Origin of the sequence: uncultured Streptococcus sp., assembly GCF_963525625.1 — a bacterium.
Taxonomy (GTDB): Bacteria; Bacillota; Bacilli; order Lactobacillales; family Streptococcaceae; genus Streptococcus.
Genome location: NZ_CAURLD010000025.1, coordinates 1 through 18,760, shown reverse-complemented (window position 1 = coordinate 18,760; position 18,760 = coordinate 1). Strand labels below are relative to the sequence as shown.

The following is an 18,760-nucleotide window of genomic DNA, read 5'->3' as shown; positions in this document are numbered from 1 at the left end:
TAGTACTATCCTTCAAAGACAACTTCCCCATCACAGATAGTAAACTTCACTTGGCCTTTAAGCTTTTCGCCAACGAAAGGTGAATTGGCTGCCTTAGAGGCAAAATGGTCAGTCACAAGTCTATCTGCTTCTGGGTCAAATATTGTCAAATCAGCAGGTCCATCCTGAGCAATGAAGCCAGCATCGAAACCATACAACTGAGCCGGATTAAGAGTCATTTTCTCTAAAAGTTCCATCAAGCTTAGATGACCAGCCTCAACTAGGTAGGTCAGTCCCAGAGAAAGCGAAGTCTCAAGACCAGTCATGCCAGAAGGCGCCTGAGTGATATCGGCCACATTTTTCTCATCAGCATGATGTGGAGCATGGTCCGTCGCAATGACAGAAATGACACCAGATTTGAGCCCCTCAATAACCGCCAGACGGTCCGATTCTAAGCGCAGAGGCGGATTCATCTTAGCATTACTACCCTTGGTCAATAGCAAAGCTTCTGTCTTAGAGAAGTGCTGAGGTGCTGCTTCAGCAGTGACTTGAGCGCCTAGCTTCTGAGCGAATTCCACAACCTTTACACTCTCAGCCTTGGACAAATGCTGGATATGCACATGAGCCTTTGCATCATAAGCAATCATGACATCGCGAGCAACCATGCTGTACTCTGCCACACCTGTCGCGCCGCAGATATGAAAATGCTCTTTGGCAATATGCTCGTTAAAACCGAGTATGCCGTTGAGATTGGGATCTTCCTCGTGCAAGCTGATAAAGGTGTCATTTTTACGTGCTTCTACGAGCGCCTGGCGGACAATGCCAGCGTTGGTCAGTGGAATACCGTCATCAGAAAAACCTACTGCACCAGCTGCCAAGAGACCTTGAAAATCTGTCAGATGCTGTCCATCAAAATTCTCTGTAATTGTTGCAACCGACTTGATATGGATATTTTCGCGACTAGCCGACTCCAGTACTTCTTTCAGGGTTTCAACCGTTGAAATGGTAGGATTGGTATTGGCCATCATAACAACAGTCGTGAAACCACCTGCTGCTGCTGCCAAAGCCCCCGTATGAATGTCTTCCTTATGAGTCTGGCCAGGCTCCCGAAAATGAACATGTATATCCACCAAACCAGGAGCCACCACCAAACCATTGGCATCAATAACTTTTGCATCTTCCGCCTGCAAATCTTGACCGATTTTGACGATTTTCTTCCCCTCAACCAAGAGGTCGGAAATTTGGTCAAAACCAGTCTTAGGATCCATAACTCGTCCGTTTTTGATTAATAGCATCGTCTTATCTCCTTATTCGTAAAAGTCCACCTGCGTATCCAGCAGTTTATCCCCGTCATAAACAAACTTTGCTGAAAAGAAAGGCTTGTCTTCTAGAAGCCACTCAACAAAGGTATGATCGCCTTCCCAAGTTGGTTTAGATAAAACCTGGTCGTAGGGCACCCATTCCAAAGTCCCTTCGTTACAGTCAATCAGTTCACCCTCGAACTCAGTCACCTTAAAAACATAGGTGTACCAGTCCAAGTCGGGAGTAAACTCTGGAAAAGTAATAACGCCTTTGAGAACAGGTTTAGCCTTTAGTCCTGTTTCCTCTAGAATCTCGCGTGCAGCGCATTCCTGCGGGGTTTCTCCTCGCTCTAGCTTGCCACCGACACCAATCCACTTCCCAGCATGAACATCATTGGGCTTTTTGTTGCGGTGCAGCATGAGAAACTCCCGGCCATTATCGATATAACAAATCGTTGCTAACTGAACCATACTACCTCCTAAGCTAACCAATCAATAGGTTCCAAGCCCTTAGCCACTAAGAAATCATTGGTACGTGAAAAAGGTTTGCTGCCAAAGAAACCACGGTAAGCTGACAGCGGACTTGGGTGAGCTGACTCGATAATCAAATGTTGGGAATTACTAATCAAGACTTTTTTCTTACGGGCGTAAGAACCCCATAGGATAAAGACAACTGGATCGCTCTTCTCATTAACTACCTTGATAATAGCATCTGTAAAAGGCTCCCAGATTAAGCCGGCATGCGCATTAGCCTGGCCAGCAGGCACTGTCAGACCAGCATTGAGCAAGAGAACACCCTGCTGAGCCCAGGAAGTCAAATCATGCGACTCTTTCACTCCGATATCATCAGCCAATTCTTTGAGAATATTCTGCAAAGAAGGCGGAGCTGGAATGTCATCAGGTACCGAAAAACTTAAGCCCTGTGCCTGTCTCGGTCCGTGGTAGGGATCCTGCCCCAAAATAACCACCTTAACATCCGCTAAATCTGTCGTCTGAATCGCATTAAACACCTTTTCCCGAGGTGGATAAATGGTCCCTGAAGCATACACTTCGTCTAAAAAATGATTGATCTTTGCAAAATAACCTTCCGGCAGCTGCTCCTTAATCAAAGCGTGCCAAGCTGAATGCTGCATATATGTCTCCTCTCATTTTCTACGATAAAAATTCTCTTATCTTATCCACCTAAGCGCTCTTTTGAGTTCTGCTGTGCCATTTTCCAGAAAACAAGAACCGTGAGCTAGAATAATTTTTTCCGGTTGCCAAGCCAACATCTGCTCTAGACATTCTTTGGCTTCTTTTTGATGACCGATAAAGGTCATACGGTAGTCAATAGGCGTCTGGCCGTCCGGAGCTGCAACACGAACTAATTTATAAACCTTGCTGCGAAGCGAACTCGGAAAACGCTCTGTTTCAAAATTCTCGATCAAATCTGTCAAAATCAAAGTTTGACTGTCCTTATGAAAAAAGACAACTTCCTCAATATAAGTACTTCCCTTGAAAACCAACTGATCTATCTGACCTGCCCAAGCTTCAGGAGACTCATCCGTCAGCTTTTCATCAAAGGAGACTGGGATTTTCTGCTTGGCTGCTCTCTCCTCAACTCCTGGGCTAGACCAAGCAATTGGCTTAGGATAATGCTTCTTCCAGTCAGCTATATAGGCATAGTGAATCTTATTAGGTGAAACGAGGTGTGCGACTGATCCCAAAGCGTCTAACTGATCAAACAAGGCTTGATTTGGCTGAATTGGTGAATGGCACCAGAGCTGGCCATTTGCTAACTTAATGACAGTCATGCGGGTAGAAAAGGGCAACTTTGTAACCACCGCATCCATCTCAATTAAATCACCATCAACAATCCAGATATTGTCTGCAATGGGCTTCAAGATATAAAGCGGTTCATAGATAGGAACAGGTCTTTTCATTCTAAAGACTCCTTCTTTCTAGTCCAAAAACGAAACTTCCCTAGGGCTTGTGGGGACTGAGATAAGCCCACAGCGGACAGAATCAGAATCTGTGGCAAAAACTGAATCAGGTATCTCGTCTTTCCTCCCTCGAAAATCTGCAAAAAGAGCAGGCCGCCAAAAACAGCTAAGGTTAGAAAATTCAGCTCATCACTGAAACGATATTTCCAAAGGGCAAAGACAAGTCCTGCTGCCATGACAATCCAAACCACCTGCTTGGACAGCGAGAAATAGACAAATTCTGACTTGTCAGTATTCAAGAAGAAGTCACGGACAAACTGAGTAAAAGGATTATTCTTCGTATCTTGGTAAAAAGGCGATATATAAGGCGTCTTTTCATTTTCGACACTGCGGTAGAGCCAGCCCAAATCTCCTTCGGCTACAGTCAGAGACTGCTTGTGGAAGAGATGATGAGCGAAAGTCAAAGGATTATATTCACTTAAGCGCCGCTTGATTTCCTTGATAACATATTCCTTGGCAAACATGCCATTGTTATAGTCATATTGCTTATCGGGCTCGATATATTGCAAGAGCCCTTCTTTCATATCTTCCTGATTGTGGCCATTGAAGGTCAGACCTAGATTGATAAAGAGCAGGGGACCCTTTGCCAATCCCTCTCCCTCCATAATCGGCACTTCCGTCTGGTGCTTGGACCAGTAATGCAGCGGGGCATAGCTAATCGCAAAACTGCAAGCAAAAACGACTAGTGTCAGAAAGAACTTGTTCCATTTCTTTTTAAAAAAGAGAACTCCGAAGACAGCTATCAGCAAAATCATTACTGTTGGTCTAAAGAAGAAAGCCAGACTAGTCATTAGCCCTAGCAAAATATTGCGCCAAACCAGCTGTCTACTAGTTTCCTCTCCCTTCAGCAACCCCAGAACTAGAAAAATTTGCAGACTGATGAAAGGAAGAGGCGGAATATCGGTATACATTGAAAAGAAATAAGGAGAGAAGCCCAGTAAGAGCACATAAAGACTAAATATAGCATCCGCAGTCTTTTGGGAAAAATACTTTTGGCAACCCTTATAGAGAATCAAGGCCGTTACGTTAGTATAAACAATATTCAAGGCCTGCATGACCCATAGACCGGATTCCCCAAATACATTAAAGAAAAAGCGCTCGTAAAGAAACAGTGAGATATTGTTAGGGTTGCGGGTCAAATAGCTGGAAATGGAACTTTCTTTCAGAGTTTTGAAAGCCCCTGTAAAGACAACTGCTGCATCCCGCCTAATCAAAAGCTCTGCTGAAAAGAGCATAATCAGCTGAAAAATAAAGGCGGCTAGCATAATAAGAAGTTTATGCTGCATCAGCCAATGATAAGCTTTTTCTAGCAAATTCCGATAGCGATAGGCCAGATAAGCCAAGCCAGCAAAGGCAATTATAGCTATACTATTCAGCTCTGCAACATGCCAGATGGCAATCAGAAACCAGTGAACAGCCGTAACCAGCATAACTTTCTGTAATATCGAAAAGGATAGATGATAAATCTTAGACATAGCTCTATTATACCAAACACCGAGACTTTAAGCCATTTTAAAAGGCAATACAAGGACGTTTTACTGAAAAATGACCTGAATAAGAGTCAGATCATTTTATTTGTATTCGGTCTAAGACTGCCAATTCTCTTGGTCATGCTTAAATTTCTCAAGCAAGGCCAAGCCCTCTGGACTGACATAACCCTCTGCTTCGGCCAGAGTGATTAGCTCAGTGTAGTTAGAAAGGGTCACCAATTTGACACCCGCTTCACTGAAGTTCTTTTCTGCCTTTGGCAGCTCATAGGTAAAGATGGCCGCTGCGCCAATCACATCTGCACCTTCACGTTTGGCGGCAGCGATAGCATCCAAGACAGAACCACCAGTCGAGATTAAGTCCTCAATGACAACCATCTTCTGCCCAGGCGCTACGCGACCTTCGATTTGATTGCCCGCTCCGTGATCTTTTGGTTTGCTGCGAATATAGGCAAATGGCAGGTTCATCTTATCTGCGATAATGGCTCCATGAGGAATGCCTGCTGTCGCAGTTCCAGCAATGACTTCTACATCAGGAAATTCCGCCCGAATCTTTTCAACGAAACCATCTTCAATCAAGGTCCGAGTCTCTGGATAAGCCAAGGTCACACGATTGTCCGTATATATAGGTGACTTGATGCCCGACGCCCATGTAAAAGGCTCTTCCGGCTTCAAATACACAGCTTTGATTTTCAATAAATCACGCGCAATCTCTTTTGCTAAAGTCATTTGTTGCTCCTTATAAATTTGAATGTTTTTGATGCTGTTAATTCAATAAACGATTTAATTCGAATTTCTTGTTATTGTCTAGCTATTCCACTGCTTCTTGATCTCATGATAAGCATCCCAAGGATTTTCAGCTTGGATAATCGGACGGCCGACTACAATATAATCACTGCCGATTTGATGGGCTTCCTGCGGAGTCATGACCCGTTTTTGGTCACCGATTTCTGATCCAGCTGGCCGAATACCCGGCGTCACACAGAGAAAGTCATTTGCAGTAGCCGCCTTAATCAGTTCAACTTCTTGAGCTGAGCAAACTACGCCATCCAAACCAGCTTCTTTGGCCTTCCGAGCGTAATTGACAACTGACTCCTGAAGCGTAGTCTGGATATTTTGGCAATCCCGCATATCTTCCTCACTGGTCGAGGTCAGCTGGGTCACAGCAACCAACTTAGCCTTATCTCCCAAAACCTTCTTGGCTTCGCTCATCATCTCCACACCACCCGCTGCATGGACCGTCACCATGTCAATACCAAAGGTACCTAGGACAGACATGGCTGAGCGCACCGTATTGGGAATGTCGTGCAGTTTCAAATCCAAGAAAATGCTGTGTCCAAGACCTTTCAGATAATGAACGATTTCTGGACCAATGGCATAGAAGAATTCCATACCGATTTTGACATAGAGTTTTTCATCTTCCGGAAAATGCTCCAAGAAATCTTTGACATCATCAAAAGATGGAAAGTCGAGAGCGATAATAGGCCGTTCTTCACGCATGAGGGGAAAATCTCCTTTTAAATTATTATCTTCAAAGAGGTCCATTAGACATTTATATCTCAAAACCACCTTCACATTAGGCTCAGAGACATAGAAAAAACCTTGCCCGAGAGCAAGGTTACACGAAAATGTGGCAGTATCTGCCATTCAAACGTATGTACCTTAGTAGCCTCTCTGGACTTCTTTAAAGGTTATATTTAATTCATTCTATAATTTCACAGCAGTATTGTCAAGTAAAAATGTAACTTTAAAGCAAATTCTCTCGAACTTCTTTTCGTAAACTTTCAAGACTTTCGATGCCGTATTTATCCATAGCTTTAGGCAGGTTCTCGATGATGGTCGGGCAGGCATATGGATCCGTAAAATTGGCAGTGCCCACTCCAACAGCTGAAGCACCTGCTATAAACATCTCCAGAGCAGCTTCCGCCGAATCAACTCCCCCCATACCAATGATAGGAAGTTTGCTTGCCTGCGCCACTTGACGGATCAGCTTGAGAGCTACCGGAAAGACAGCTGGACCTGACATACCTCCAGTGCCATTAGCGATAATTGGCTTGCGCGACTTCAAGTCAAATCGCATGCCCACTAAGGTGTTAATCATGGTAAAACCAGCAGCACCAGCGTCTTCAACAGCTTTGGCTACCTGAGTGATGTCTGCCACACTCGGAGTCAATTTGACATAGACTGGCACAGCAGAAGTCTCTACTGCTGCCTTGGTTGCTTCGTAAGCCAACTCCGGAACTTGACCAATCAAAAGTCCAGCATTTCCATGATCCACATTAGGGCAGGAGATATTGAGCTCAATAGCCTTGACATTAGGAGCTTGAGAAATTTTCCCAGCCACTGTGGCATATTCTTGATTGGAAAAGCCCGCTACATTGGCGATGATTGGCAGGTTGGGATAATGCTTTTCCAGCCAGGGCAGTTTTTCAGCTAGAACAACCTCAACACCTGGATTTTGTAGGCCAATGGCATTAAGCATCCCAGCTGGCGTTTCTGCAACCCGCGGAGTGGGATTGCCAAAGCGGGGTTCCAAAGTCGTAGCCTTTATCATGATGGAGCCTAGCAAGTCCAAGTCATAGTACTTGGCATATTCTTGACCGAAACCAAAACAGCCAGACGCTGGAATAATTGGATTTTTCAGGTCCAAACCTGGCAAGGAAACTCTTAAACGTTTGTCACTCATTCTTTCCCCTCTTAGACAATAATCGTCCCCGTCTCAAAGACCGGACCGTCTTCACAAACGCGCTTATTGACCGACTCGTCCTGACCTGCAACATGAACGACGCAGGCATAGCAAGCGCCCATGCCACAAGCCATACGAGATTCCATGGAAAGATAAGCACGTGGATGGTCCTGAAACTTACGATCCACATACTGGAGCATAGCTGGCGCTCCACAGGAATAGACAGCCACATAGTCTTGGGAAAACTCATCTACAACTGCTGATACATAACCCTTGCGACCATAGGAACCGTTATCCGTCGTGACAATAACATCAACGTATTTTTTCATTTCTGCTTCCAAAATGACAGCGGATTTATCAGAAAATCCCAGAACAGCAGTTACTTGAGCTCCCTTGGCATGCAATTCTTTAGCAACCTCAAGCAAAGGAGGGACACCAATCCCACCACCGATAATCAAAGCGTGGTCACCTGCCCTTACAGGACTCAAATCAAAGCCATTGCCCTGAGGCCCCATAACATCAAGAAAAGTTCCAACTGAAAGTTGAGAAAAAATAGCCGTCCCGCCACCTTCTATCCGATAAATGATGCGACAAGTCAGATTGTCTCGGTCAATCTCTGCGATTGAGATAGGCCGGCGCAAAAGCTTGCTGTCATCTGGTACCCGAATATGTAAAAACTGCCCAGCCTGCATCTGAGCAACCATTTGCCCCTTTAGAATCATGGAAAAAATATTAGGTGCAATTTCTACTTGCTCCAGCAGCTCCATCTGCTCCAGCATAATCTTTCCAAATCTCTTTTTACAACTGTCACTAACCATGACAACCTCACTTTCTACAAGAAAAAACCTCGCCGCAGCAAGGTTTCGCAAAAAACAAGGCAAACAATTGCCTCTTATATCGTTTTTCCTACCTTGCAGCCTCACTGGACTAGATTAAAGGTTAAATTGTAAACATTATATCGTTAGAGATGAGGAATGTCAAGGCATAAAAATATCAGAATTTTCATGTCACTAATGAATCGAACCATTACCAGCTCTTGTCAAATTCACTTCTTGCATCTGCTAGACAAAAGCTGCCATCCTCCTGCCTCTTGAAAATCAAAGACACCCTATCCAATTTTTGTTCAGCAGGTGGACGATGAATATTAAAATAATTCACCTGTAAAGATAACGGGCTATAATCTGTATCGCTTCCAGAAAAATTAATATCTGAAGGCAGTCCAAATCGATCAACAATCTCCTGATATGTCATTCCACCTTTTCCATATTGACTATCACCTACTGTCAATGTATCCATATCTTCTGGCTTCCACTTAAAAACAAACTCATTTTTGGTAGCTGGTAGGTTATGAATGTCATCCAAGTAAACTGCCGTTTTGGTTATTAAATAGTACTTTTTTCCATTGGAATCGGGGTCATAAAAACCCAAACTGATTTCCTGAGGATGTCCTGATGAACCATATCTAGGAACATCTACAATTCTTGTCTTATAAGTTAGTGTCAATCCATTTTCGGTAAAACTTACATTTGAACCCTTACCATATTTCGTAATAACCTCTTCCAAAGTCGAATTATTTTTCCACCCCCCAACTTTTGCTATTTTGAGTTCTACAAAATTGTCTAATGTCCAATTAAAAACAAACTTTTTTTCATCTTCCTCAACAATTTTCTTTTTCAGTTCCTTTTGATCTTGATTTATTTCTGGCTCGTCATCATATTGCTGAGTAATAGAGCTTTCTCTACTAACTGACGAAACCGTCTTATTATATTTGTACTTAAGGTTGGCTCTAGGAACCTTTTGAGAAAAATAATAGAAGCCAAAGAACAAAGCAAATGACAAGGTCAAACAAAGAAGAATAAAGGCCGAATTAATCCTTTTTTTCTCCTCCTGTATGGCCATCATGCTAAGTTCTTCTCTTTTTATCTTTTGTTGTTTATAAAGTTCTCTTTTGATATCTCTAAATGAATTGGCATCATGTTTTTTCTTGCTACTCCTTCTCAAGATTATCTCCTCTGTCTTTTTTATTTTAGTTTACTGGCTTTGTTTAGAAACCAAACGCCATGTTCCATCTTCTTGCTTATAAAATTCTAAATTAACAGTTTTCAATTCATCTGGAGATCTCCATCCCCTTGGATTGTTATAAGTAACCCGCATTTGAAGTTGTTTATCCTCTCCCAAAATCGTCTGATATAGAGGTAAGCCAACATTTGAAACGATCTCATTATAAGCCGTACCTTTGTCAGTACCTTCTCTAGCACCAATAACAAGACTATCAATATATTCTTGCGTCCATAAAAAGTCTCTATTAGGATTTTGATCCACCTTAATTTCATCACTTGCAAGGTTAGAATGGTACTTGGAAATGAGCTTATAAACACCATCGAATTCAGCAAATGTTAAAGAAACATAGCCAAGAGCACCATTCTTCTCTTTCCAAAAAAGACGAATATGCTTTTGAATTTCATTATTTGATGAAAAGTCAATCCATGAACCAGCTTCAACAGGTTTTCCAAATTCTTTTAAAACATCTTCCAAGACGGCTCCGCCTTTATCTTTGTCCATGTTTAGAGAAACTGCCTTGTCAACCGTCCAAAGAAAGGGACCGCTTTTTTCTGGAGAAACGATAAGGCTTTTAGCGAATTTTTTTACTTCAGTCTCTTTATCCTCTAATTCTTTTGATGGTGAAATAATCTGACTTGACTGGCTCACTGGTTGCTTAGATTTAGCTTTTTCCGGTATGGAAAGCATTAAAAATACTGCTCCAACGATAGAAAAGCCAATAATGGCTAATAGAACGAATGGTAAGAACTTAGACTTAGAAGTCTCCTTCTCTAACTCAAAAGCAATATCTTCAAAAGAATCCTCTTTTCTCTTCATAACTACTCCTTTTACAGTCTAAAAATCATCATATCACGAATAACTTGAAATTGCAAAACCTGTTTCATTATAAAAGACTTGATAAAATCTCTCTATAATTCCGATAAGAATAAACTTTAAAAATGTCACTATATCCAATAGAATTTCTTTTACCATCTGTCCATTTTAATAAATCCAATTATAAAAACATGCTAGCTTTCATTGATTTATTGGGAAAAAATCCCCAGTTTGTGATAAAATAGTCCTATGAGAATTCAACAGTTACACTATATTATCAAAATTGTCGAGACTGGCAGTATGAACGAAGCTGCTAAGCAGCTTTTCATTACTCAGCCTAGCTTGTCCAATGCTGTGCGAGATTTGGAAAATGAAATGGGCATCGAGATTTTCATTCGCAATCCCAAAGGAATTACCTTGACCAAGGACGGCATGGAGTTTCTTTCCTATGCCCGACAGGTGGTTGAGCAGACTCAGCTTCTAGAGGAGCGATACAAAAACCCAGTCGCCCACCGTGAACTTTTCAGTGTGTCTGCCCAGCACTATGCCTTTGTAGTCAACGCTTTTGTCTCCCTGCTTAAAAAAAGCGATATGGAGAAATACGAGCTCTTCCTGCGGGAAACTCGGACTTGGGAAATTATTGATGACGTAAAAAACTTCCGCAGCGAAATCGGCGTCCTCTTTCTCAATAGCTACAACCGTGATGTCCTATCCAAGATGCTGGATGACAATCACCTGATTGCTACTCATCTATTCACAGCGCAGCCCCATATCTTTGTCAGCAAGTCCAATCCGCTTGCCAAGAAAAAGCTGGTTCAATTATCTGATTTAGAAAACTTCCCCTACCTCAGCTACGACCAAGGGACTCACAACTCCTTCTACTTTTCTGAGGAAATTCTCTCTCAGGAACACCATAAAAAATCCATCGTGGTCAGCGACCGTGCGACCCTCTTTAATCTTTTGATTGGTTTGGATGGCTATACGATCGCAACCGGTATTCTCAACAGCAATCTCAACGGAGATAATATCGTGTCAATCCCACTGGACATTGATGATCCGATTGAATTGGTCTACATCCAGCATGAAAAAGCCAGCCTTTCCAAAATGGGAGAACGCTTCATTGAGTATCTGATTGAAGAAGTGAAGTTTGATAAATAAACTGCAAAAAACACCCGAAAAAGCTTTTACTGCTATTCTCAGGTGTTTTTCTATTGTTTTAATTTCCCCAACACTTCCCCTATCTTACCCTCAATGACTAGATCTGCCTGGCTGTTTTGAGAGATACTGGTCTTGTTGATGACGACCAGATGCTTACCTGAAAAGTACTGGATGAGGCTGGCTGCGGGATAGACGACTAAGGAAGTGCCGCCGATTATCAGCAGGTCTGCTTGATGGATAGCTTGAGCTGCCTGCTGGAAAACTTCCATATCTAGCGGTTCTTCATAGAGGGTCACATCTGGCTTTATAATACCGCCTCAGTCAAGGCAGCGAGGAATGATACTGTGCAGAGCCAGAAAGTCGTCTAAATCATAGAACCGTTGACAATTCAAACAGTAATTTCTATCCGCACTCCCATGAAGTTTGAGAACCTTTTTCGAACCGGCCATTTCATGCAAGCTATCGATATTTTGAGTCACCACAGCCTTGAGCTTGCCTGCCTTCTCCAAGTCTGCCAAGTAAACATGTGCTGCATTGGGCTTAGCATCCGGATAGAGCAGGTACTTCTTGTAGAAGTCGAAAAACTCCTGTGGATAGCGCTTAAACATAGTGTGAGAAACCAGTTGCTCCGCTGTAAAATGCCGGCCCAACTTGACGCTGTATATCCCATCTGAACTGCGGAAGTCCGGAATATTGGACTCCGTCGAAACACCCGCCCCACCAAAAAAGACGATATTCTGACTTTGGTCTATCAATTCTTGCAGCCTTGCAATTTTATCCATCCTGCTACTCCTTATAAGAGACTTTCTATGAGCTTATTTGCTCGGTCGAAGTAAAAAGGTTCCCTCTGGTAAACAATGCCTGTCTCCTGCGCCAAATCAACCAGAAGCGCCATAAAGTGCTGAGATGAGAAACCTGTCGTCCTGTGCAATTCTTCCTCATCGAAAGGCTTGATAAGATGAGCCAACGGATTGCGGACTGACTTTTCTAACTCTCTTAGCTGCTGTGCTGATTCTTTGACAGATTCAGACAAATTCAACTGCAAAATAAGCTCCGTCAAACTAGAAGAATTGACCGTGCTTTCTGCATGGAAATTTTGCAGGACAGGGTTATCAGAATGTCGCATCTTTTCAAACTTCCAACGGTCGTAACTAGCCCCTCGAGAGTTATGAATATAGCTCTCAATATCTGGTATTTGCTTTCGAATCAGTTGCATAAAAATTCGATAAATAGCCGGACTGACAGCTCGGATAAAGTCAATCAGCTGCTCATTTCTCAGTTTGGCTTCCAGATCATAAAGGTAATTGACCAGCTGCTCATCCCCTTCATTTTCATGGCAAAAAAGCTGAAAATCAGCTAGGTCAGACCCAGTGATTTTCAACTTTAGATTCATCATAGATTGGATGTTGAGCTCTCTTCGCTCCGCTAAAGCCTCAAGAAGAAGGACCAAGTCAGACTGGACACTGCTTCCTGCTCGCTCAGCCAGTTTATGGGCATAAGCATAGTCATAGCGGGAGATAGCAAAGAGAATGGCTTCTTTGACATCTACTTTCATGCTTCTGCAATTAAGGTTTCCAAACCAACCTTCATCATATCGGTAAAGGTATTTTGGCGTTCTTCTGCAGTCGTATCTTCTTCTGGATTGACCAAGCTGTCAGAAATAGTCATAATCGCGAGAGCATCTACATGGTGCTGAGCAGCCAGATAGTAAAGTGCCGCAGCTTCCATTTCAACAGCTTTAACTCCCCATTTACCAAGCTCAATATTCTTTTCAAAATAGTTTGAGTAAAAGACATCTGACGACAAGACATTTCCAACGTGCGTCGTCATACCGAGATCTTTGGAGATATGATAGGCCTTATCTAGTAAATCAAAGCTAGCGATTTGTGGGAAATCATACTGTGGCCAGTCATTGCGGATGATATTGGAGTTAGTTGCAGCCGCCTGCGCCAAAACCAATTCACGGACATGGACATCAGCATTCAGCGAGCCAGCAGTTCCGACACGGATCAGCTTTTTCACACCGTAGTCAACAATCAACTCACGCGCGTAGATAGAGATTGATGGCATACCCATCCCCGTTCCCATAACAGAAACACGCTCGCCTTTGTAAATACCAGTGTAACCGAACATATTGCGGACTTCATTGAAGCAAACAGCATCTTCTAAAAAATTCTCAGCGATGAATTTCGCCCGAAGCGGATCCCCCGGAAGAAGGATTTTATCCGCAATTTCACCTGGCTTAGCAGAAATATGAATAGACATAGTTAAGATACCAAACCCGTCAAAAGCAAAGGGAAAATAGGAGATGGTCTCAGTGAGCGATGCTCGCAAGACCAACTATCTTTTTCCCACCGCTTTTAGGGAGGGTTCAATTCCTTTCTTTCTTAATTTTAATATTCCTTAGAAAGACTAGCCTGAGTTCAATTCAAACTCAGACGCCCTTCCTTTCTGTATTTATTTGAAAGATAGTTTTCCGATTGTTTTCAAATCTGAACAACTCACTCTACCTTTCTTTAGTTTAATGATTTTATCAGCTAGATAGAAAGGCTGTTCCGGGTTTAATTACCAACCCAGACACTCCGCCTTTCAACATTTTTTACAATTCAGCAAGTGTTTCTTTAAGTAATCGTTTGAAATCACCCTTGACACGTTCTGTTACTTCAACCACTTCCTCATGATTAAGCTCTTCTTGGAAACCAGCAGCAAAGTTTGTAATGCATGAAATCCCAAGGACTTTCAAACCAGAATGTGCTGCTATAATCACTTCAGGAACAGTAGACATGCCGACTGCATCCGCTCCAAGTGTCTTATAAGCTCGGATTTCTGCTGGCGTTTCATAAGTCGGTCCAGTTACACCGATATAGACACCCTCATCCAGCTTGATACCAAGCTTATCAGCAACTTTATGAGCGACGGCACGGTATTCTGGAGTGTAAGATTTAGACATATCAGGGAAACGCGGACCAAATTCATCCAAGTTTTCACCAATCAAAGGATTTTGACCAGTCATATTGATATGGTCAGTGATCGCCATAAGCGTACCAGGACCATAGCCGATACCGCCGGCAGCATTAGTAACAATAACACCTGTCGCACCAAGAGCCTTCATCACACGCACCGGGAAAGTAACGATTTCTAAAGGATTTCCTTCATAGAAGTGGAAACGGCCTTGCAGTGCCAAAACTTTCCGTCCTGCCAAGTCTCCATAAACTAATTTACCAGCGTGACCAACAACAGTTGAGCGGCCCCAGTTTGGAATATCCGTATAGTCAAGACTTACGGCATTTTCGATTTCTTCAGCCAATTCTCCCAAACCAGATCCCAAAATCAGACCAAATTCAGGTTCTGTCATACCTTTTTCTTTCAAGAAGGCTGCTGTTGCTTTGATTTTCTCTGATAAGCTTGTCATAAAACATTTTCCTCACTCTCTTATAATGCTTATACCAATTTGTCCAAGAAGCTTTGACCAATCATCGCCTTGTCTACTCCGAAGTTTTCAGCAACGGTAGCTGAGATATCCGCAAAGCGTCCGACAGGAATATGACCATGACCGCTCAGCGATTTTCCGAAGATCAAAAGCGGAATGTACTCACGAGTGTGGTCGGTTCCAGCATAGGTTGGGTCATTACCATGGTCAGCAGTAATCATGAGCAGATCATCTTCACGCATATTTTCAATGATTTCTGGGATGCGCGCATCAAACTCTTCCAGGCAGTCACGGTAGCCATGTGGATCACGGCGGTGACCATAAAGAGCATCAAAGTCTACTAGGTTGGTAAATGAGAAACCTTCTTTGAAATTCTCGTCTTTGAGAGCTTTGACCAAAGTATCTACACCATGATTGTTAGACTTATTATGTCCCATGTCATGATTGATTCCAGCGCCGTTGAAGATATCATTAATCTTACCAACAGAATAAGTATCAATTCCAGCTTCATTGAGCTTGTCAAGCACAGTTGGCTCAAAAGGAGAAACTGCATAGTCGTGACGGTTGGCTGTACGAGTGAAGTTACCTGGCTCACCTACATAAGGACGAGCGATAATACGTCCTAGAAGCGCAGGGCGTTCCAAGGTAATAGAGCGGGCGAATTCACAGATACGATAGAACTCTTCCAAAGGAATCACTTCTTCGTGTGCCGCGATTTGCAATACTGGGTCAGCAGAGGTGTAGATAATCAGCTCGCCTGTTTCCATCTGACGAGGGCCAAAGTCATCAATAACTGCTGTACCAGAGTATGGCTTGTTAGCCTCACGAATGACCTTGCGACCAGAAAATTCTTCAATCTGAGTCAGAATTTCTTCTGGGAAGCCATTCCAGAAAGTATCAAAAGGCTCAGTAATATTGAGACCCATGATTTCCCAGTGTCCTGTCATCGTGTCTTTCCCAAGCGATACTTCTTCCAGCTTGGTATAGTAGCCGCTAGGATTTTCTTCTTGAGGAACGGTCTTCAAAGGAACAGGACGCTCGATATTTCCTAGACCAATCTTAGCCATATTTGGCACATTCAGTCCTACCGTTTTGGAAATATGTCCCAGAGTATCTGAAGCACCATCTGGTACCCCTGCATTGACAAAATTATTGGCATCTGGTGCAGCACCGATACCAACTGAGTCCATGACTACCAAGTGAATACGATTAAATTTTGGCATAAAATACCTCTTTCTATTTATTGACCTCTAAAACTTGAAGACCCGATTTTCCAGCAACAATGACCTTGTCTACCATTTGATTAAACAGTCCATGCTCCACTACGCCCACTACATGATCTAGTTCTTGCGCAAACTCAACTGGATTTTCAATCACACCTAAATCTAAGTCGATAATGAAATTCTGCATGTCCGTAACAAAACGCTGACCGTCCTTCTGACGAAAGGCTGGGTGATAGCCCGCACGCTCAAAGCGACGAAAGAGCTGCTCAGCACCGTACTGAACAACTTCTACTGGTAGCTTGAAGGCACCTAGCTTCTCAACCATCTTGCTTTCATCGACTACCCAGATATAGTGCTTGGTAGGTACCGCTACGACTTTCTCCATGAGAAGTGCGCCGCCACCACCCTTGATACCGTTAAAGGCTGCGTCAACCTCATCTGCACCATCAATAGTGACGTCCACTTGGTCTACATCATCGATAGACTTGAGCGGAATGCCCAGCCCTTCAGCTTGCAGGCTGGTGACACTGGAAGTAGTCACAGCTGTAATCTGCAGGCCTTCCTCCTTGACACGCCGGCCAATCTCCTCGACAAAATAGTAGGCAGTCGAACCCGTCCCGAGACCGACAATCATCCCGTTTTGGACAAATTCAGCAGCCTTGATACCTGCCAGTTTTTTTAGATTTTCCATAGCACCTCCTCAAATCACACTACTTTCATTATATCATGATTCTCCCTGTTATGAAAGTGTTTTCTTTACCATACCTAAATTTCATTCCTTCGGCTTGATAATCGAAAGCCTTGCTCCTCCTTGATTTTTGCGTTACAATTAGGGTAATTGATTTTAAAACACAAGGAAAAATACAGTATGATTACCAGAGAATTTGATACAATCGCTGCGATTTCTACGCCTCTTGGCGAAGGGGCCATTGGCATTGTCAGACTAAGCGGGACTGACAGCTTTGCTATTGCCCAAAAAATCTTCAAAGGGAAAAATCTGAGCGAAGTAGAAAGCCACACGCTCAACTACGGCCATATCGTTGACCCTCAAAATCAGGAAATTCTGGATGAGGTTATGCTTGGTGCTATGCGCTCTCCCAAGACCTTCACACGCGAGGATATCATCGAGATTAACACTCACGGTGGAATTGCGGTTACTAATGAAATTTTGCAGCTGGCTATCCGTGAGGGCGCTAGAATGGCTGAGCCTGGTGAGTTTACCAAGCGGGCCTTTCTCAATGGGCGCGTAGATTTGACTCAGGCTGAGGCCGTTATGGACATCATCCGCGCCAAGACCGATAAAGCCATGAACAATGCTGTCAAGCAGCTGGATGGCTCTCTCTCCAACCTTATCAACAATACCCGTCAGGAAATTCTCAACACACTGGCTCAGGTCGAGGTCAATATTGACTATCCCGAGTACGACAACGTGGAAGAGATGACGACCCAGCTTATGCGAGAAAAAACAGCTGAATTCGAGGCTCTGCTGAGCAATCTTCTCGATACTGCACGACGAGGAAAAATTTTACGCGAAGGCATTTCCACTGCTATCATCGGCCGACCTAACGTTGGCAAATCAAGCCTGCTCAACAATCTCCTGCGCGAGGACAAGGCTATTGTGACTGACATCGAGGGTACGACCCGTGATGTGATTGAGGAGTATGTCAATATCAAGGGTGTACCGCTCAAGCTCATCGATACCGCAGGAATTCGAGAAACCGATGACCTTGTGGAGCAGATTGGAGTTGAGCGCTCTAAAAAAGCCCTGCAGGAAGCTGACTTGGTTCTCTTGGTTCTCAATTCCAGCGAGCCCCTGACAGACCAAGACCGCCAGTTGCTAGAAATCAGCCAAGACAGCAATCGCATCGTCCTGCTTAACAAGACCGACCTTGAAGAAAAGATTGAGCTGGACCAGCTACCACCAGATGCTATCAAGATTTCTGTCCTCCACAATCAAAATATCAATAAAATTGAAGAACGCATCAATCAGCTCTTCTTTGAAAATGCTGGTATCGTCGAGCAAGATGCTACCTACCTGTCCAACGCCCGTCACATTTCCTTGATTGAAAAAGCTCTGGAAAGCCTGCAAGCCGTCAACCAAGGCTTGGAAATGGGTATGCCGGTTGACCTTCTCCAAGTCGATATGACCCGGACATGGGAAATCCTCGGCGAAATCACTGGTGACGCCGCACCAGACGAACTCATCACCCAACTCTTCAGCCAATTCTGCTTGGGGAAATAGAGAACAAAAGGACTGATTTACTCAGTCCTTTTTATAACAAAAAAACGAAACAACACAGCTCTAAAACTACTTCCGGATCCGTGCCCATAGCTCAGCAGTTTTGGAACCATTCGAAACAACACAGCTCTAAAACTGTCGAATTAAATTATCAATTCTGTTAATCGTTTTGGAACCATTCGAAACAACACAGCTCTAAAACCTTATCGGTCTCTTAAAAGACCGTAACTCAGTTTTGGAACCATTCGAAACAACCCAGCTCTAAAACTAAATCCCATTTAGGTTTACTTTAGAACCAGTTTTGGAACCATTCGAAACAACACAGCTCTAAAACATTAAAGGCATTAAATATAATTCGATTATTGTGTTGTAACCATTAGATAAAACACAGCTATAAATCA

At 43.3% G+C, this 18,760-nt stretch carries 18 protein-coding genes and 1 pseudogene; 2 read left to right on the top strand and 17 right to left on the bottom strand.

The window, feature by feature from the left end; genetic code table 11:
• Positions 1-5: 5 nt before the first annotated feature.
• From RYK49_RS10470 to RYK49_RS10420, 11 genes are all read right to left on the bottom strand, one after another.
• Positions 6-1,274 (bottom strand): dihydroorotase, encoded by a 1,269-nt coding sequence (locus tag RYK49_RS10470; protein ID WP_314865660.1) that lies wholly within the window; start codon positions 1,272-1,274, stop codon positions 6-8.
• A gap of 12 nt (positions 1,275-1,286) precedes the next feature.
• Complete coding sequence (locus tag RYK49_RS10465) at positions 1,287-1,751, bottom strand: 8-oxo-dGTP diphosphatase (RefSeq protein WP_002904550.1); 465 nt, start codon at positions 1,749-1,751, stop codon at positions 1,287-1,289.
• An 8-nt stretch (positions 1,752-1,759) separates the two neighbouring features.
• Complete coding sequence (locus tag RYK49_RS10460) at positions 1,760-2,413, bottom strand: uracil-DNA glycosylase (protein WP_314831480.1); 654 nt, start codon at positions 2,411-2,413, stop codon at positions 1,760-1,762.
• A gap of 36 nt (positions 2,414-2,449) precedes the next feature.
• Entirely contained in the window at positions 2,450-3,202 is a 753-nt protein-coding gene (locus RYK49_RS10455) for a DUF4336 domain-containing protein (protein ID WP_314831479.1), read from the bottom strand.
• Positions 3,199-4,737 carry a glycosyltransferase family 39 protein gene (locus RYK49_RS10450; RefSeq protein ID WP_314831478.1) on the bottom strand — a complete coding sequence of 513 codons (1,539 nt, stop codon included), beginning with the start codon at positions 4,735-4,737 and terminating at the stop codon, positions 3,199-3,201. The genes RYK49_RS10455 and RYK49_RS10450 overlap by 4 nt, the downstream gene beginning before the upstream one ends.
• Before the next feature lie 111 nt (positions 4,738-4,848).
• The gene (pyrE, locus tag RYK49_RS10445; RefSeq protein WP_314865658.1) at positions 4,849-5,478 is read right to left on the bottom strand and encodes an orotate phosphoribosyltransferase; all 630 of its coding nucleotides are present in this window, start codon (positions 5,476-5,478) and stop codon (positions 4,849-4,851) included.
• 78 nt (positions 5,479-5,556) lie between these two features.
• On the bottom strand, positions 5,557-6,249 hold the full coding sequence (gene pyrF, locus RYK49_RS10440; RefSeq protein WP_314831476.1) for an orotidine-5'-phosphate decarboxylase: 693 nt from the start codon (positions 6,247-6,249) through the stop codon (positions 5,557-5,559).
• 247 nt (positions 6,250-6,496) lie between these two features.
• A complete protein-coding gene (locus RYK49_RS10435; protein ID WP_314865656.1) occupies positions 6,497-7,435 on the bottom strand; it encodes a dihydroorotate dehydrogenase in 939 nt (312 codons plus the stop codon).
• Between the two features lie 11 nt (positions 7,436-7,446).
• The gene (locus RYK49_RS10430; protein WP_314831520.1) at positions 7,447-8,358 is read right to left on the bottom strand and encodes a dihydroorotate dehydrogenase electron transfer subunit; all 912 of its coding nucleotides are present in this window, start codon (positions 8,356-8,358) and stop codon (positions 7,447-7,449) included.
• A 103-nt stretch (positions 8,359-8,461) separates the two neighbouring features.
• Positions 8,462-9,436: a hypothetical protein gene (locus RYK49_RS10425; protein WP_314831519.1), complete on the bottom strand. Its 975-nt coding sequence runs from the start codon at positions 9,434-9,436 to the stop codon at positions 8,462-8,464.
• Between the two features lie 30 nt (positions 9,437-9,466).
• Positions 9,467-10,312, bottom strand: a complete 846-nt coding sequence (locus tag RYK49_RS10420; protein ID WP_314831518.1) for a hypothetical protein — start codon at positions 10,310-10,312, stop codon at positions 9,467-9,469.
• A 246-nt stretch (positions 10,313-10,558) separates the two neighbouring features.
• Between RYK49_RS10420 and RYK49_RS10415 the strand changes: the two genes are divergently transcribed.
• Positions 10,559-11,467 carry a LysR family transcriptional regulator gene (locus RYK49_RS10415; RefSeq protein ID WP_002897493.1) on the top strand — a complete coding sequence of 303 codons (909 nt, stop codon included), beginning with the start codon at positions 10,559-10,561 and terminating at the stop codon, positions 11,465-11,467.
• A gap of 50 nt (positions 11,468-11,517) precedes the next feature.
• Here RYK49_RS10415 and RYK49_RS10410 read toward each other — a convergent pair.
• The 6 genes and pseudogenes from RYK49_RS10410 to rpiA all read right to left on the bottom strand — a co-directional run bounded on the left by RYK49_RS10410 (position 11,518) and on the right by rpiA (position 16,811).
• Positions 11,518-12,249: pseudogene (locus RYK49_RS10410) on the bottom strand (NAD-dependent protein deacylase).
• An 11-nt stretch (positions 12,250-12,260) separates the two neighbouring features.
• Entirely contained in the window at positions 12,261-13,022 is a 762-nt protein-coding gene (locus RYK49_RS10405) for a hypothetical protein (RefSeq protein WP_314831517.1), read from the bottom strand.
• Positions 13,019-13,732, bottom strand: coding sequence for a purine-nucleoside phosphorylase (deoD, locus tag RYK49_RS10400; RefSeq protein WP_314831516.1), 714 nt, complete (start codon positions 13,730-13,732; stop codon positions 13,019-13,021). Before deoD ends, RYK49_RS10405 begins: the two co-directional genes overlap by 4 nt.
• Positions 13,733-14,066: 334 nt before the next feature.
• The gene (locus RYK49_RS10395; protein ID WP_314831515.1) at positions 14,067-14,879 is read right to left on the bottom strand and encodes a purine-nucleoside phosphorylase; all 813 of its coding nucleotides are present in this window, start codon (positions 14,877-14,879) and stop codon (positions 14,067-14,069) included.
• Positions 14,880-14,908: 29 nt separating this feature from the next.
• Positions 14,909-16,120 carry a phosphopentomutase gene (locus RYK49_RS10390; RefSeq protein ID WP_314831514.1) on the bottom strand — a complete coding sequence of 404 codons (1,212 nt, stop codon included), beginning with the start codon at positions 16,118-16,120 and terminating at the stop codon, positions 14,909-14,911.
• Between the two features lie 13 nt (positions 16,121-16,133).
• Positions 16,134-16,811, bottom strand: a complete 678-nt coding sequence (rpiA, locus tag RYK49_RS10385) for a ribose-5-phosphate isomerase RpiA (protein ID WP_314831513.1) — start codon at positions 16,809-16,811, stop codon at positions 16,134-16,136.
• Between the two features lie 177 nt (positions 16,812-16,988).
• Here rpiA and mnmE point away from each other — a divergent pair, with 177 nt between their 5' ends.
• Positions 16,989-18,362: a tRNA uridine-5-carboxymethylaminomethyl(34) synthesis GTPase MnmE gene (mnmE, locus tag RYK49_RS10380; protein ID WP_314865654.1), complete on the top strand. Its 1,374-nt coding sequence runs from the start codon at positions 16,989-16,991 to the stop codon at positions 18,360-18,362.
• The last annotated feature ends 398 nt before the right edge of the window (positions 18,363-18,760 follow it).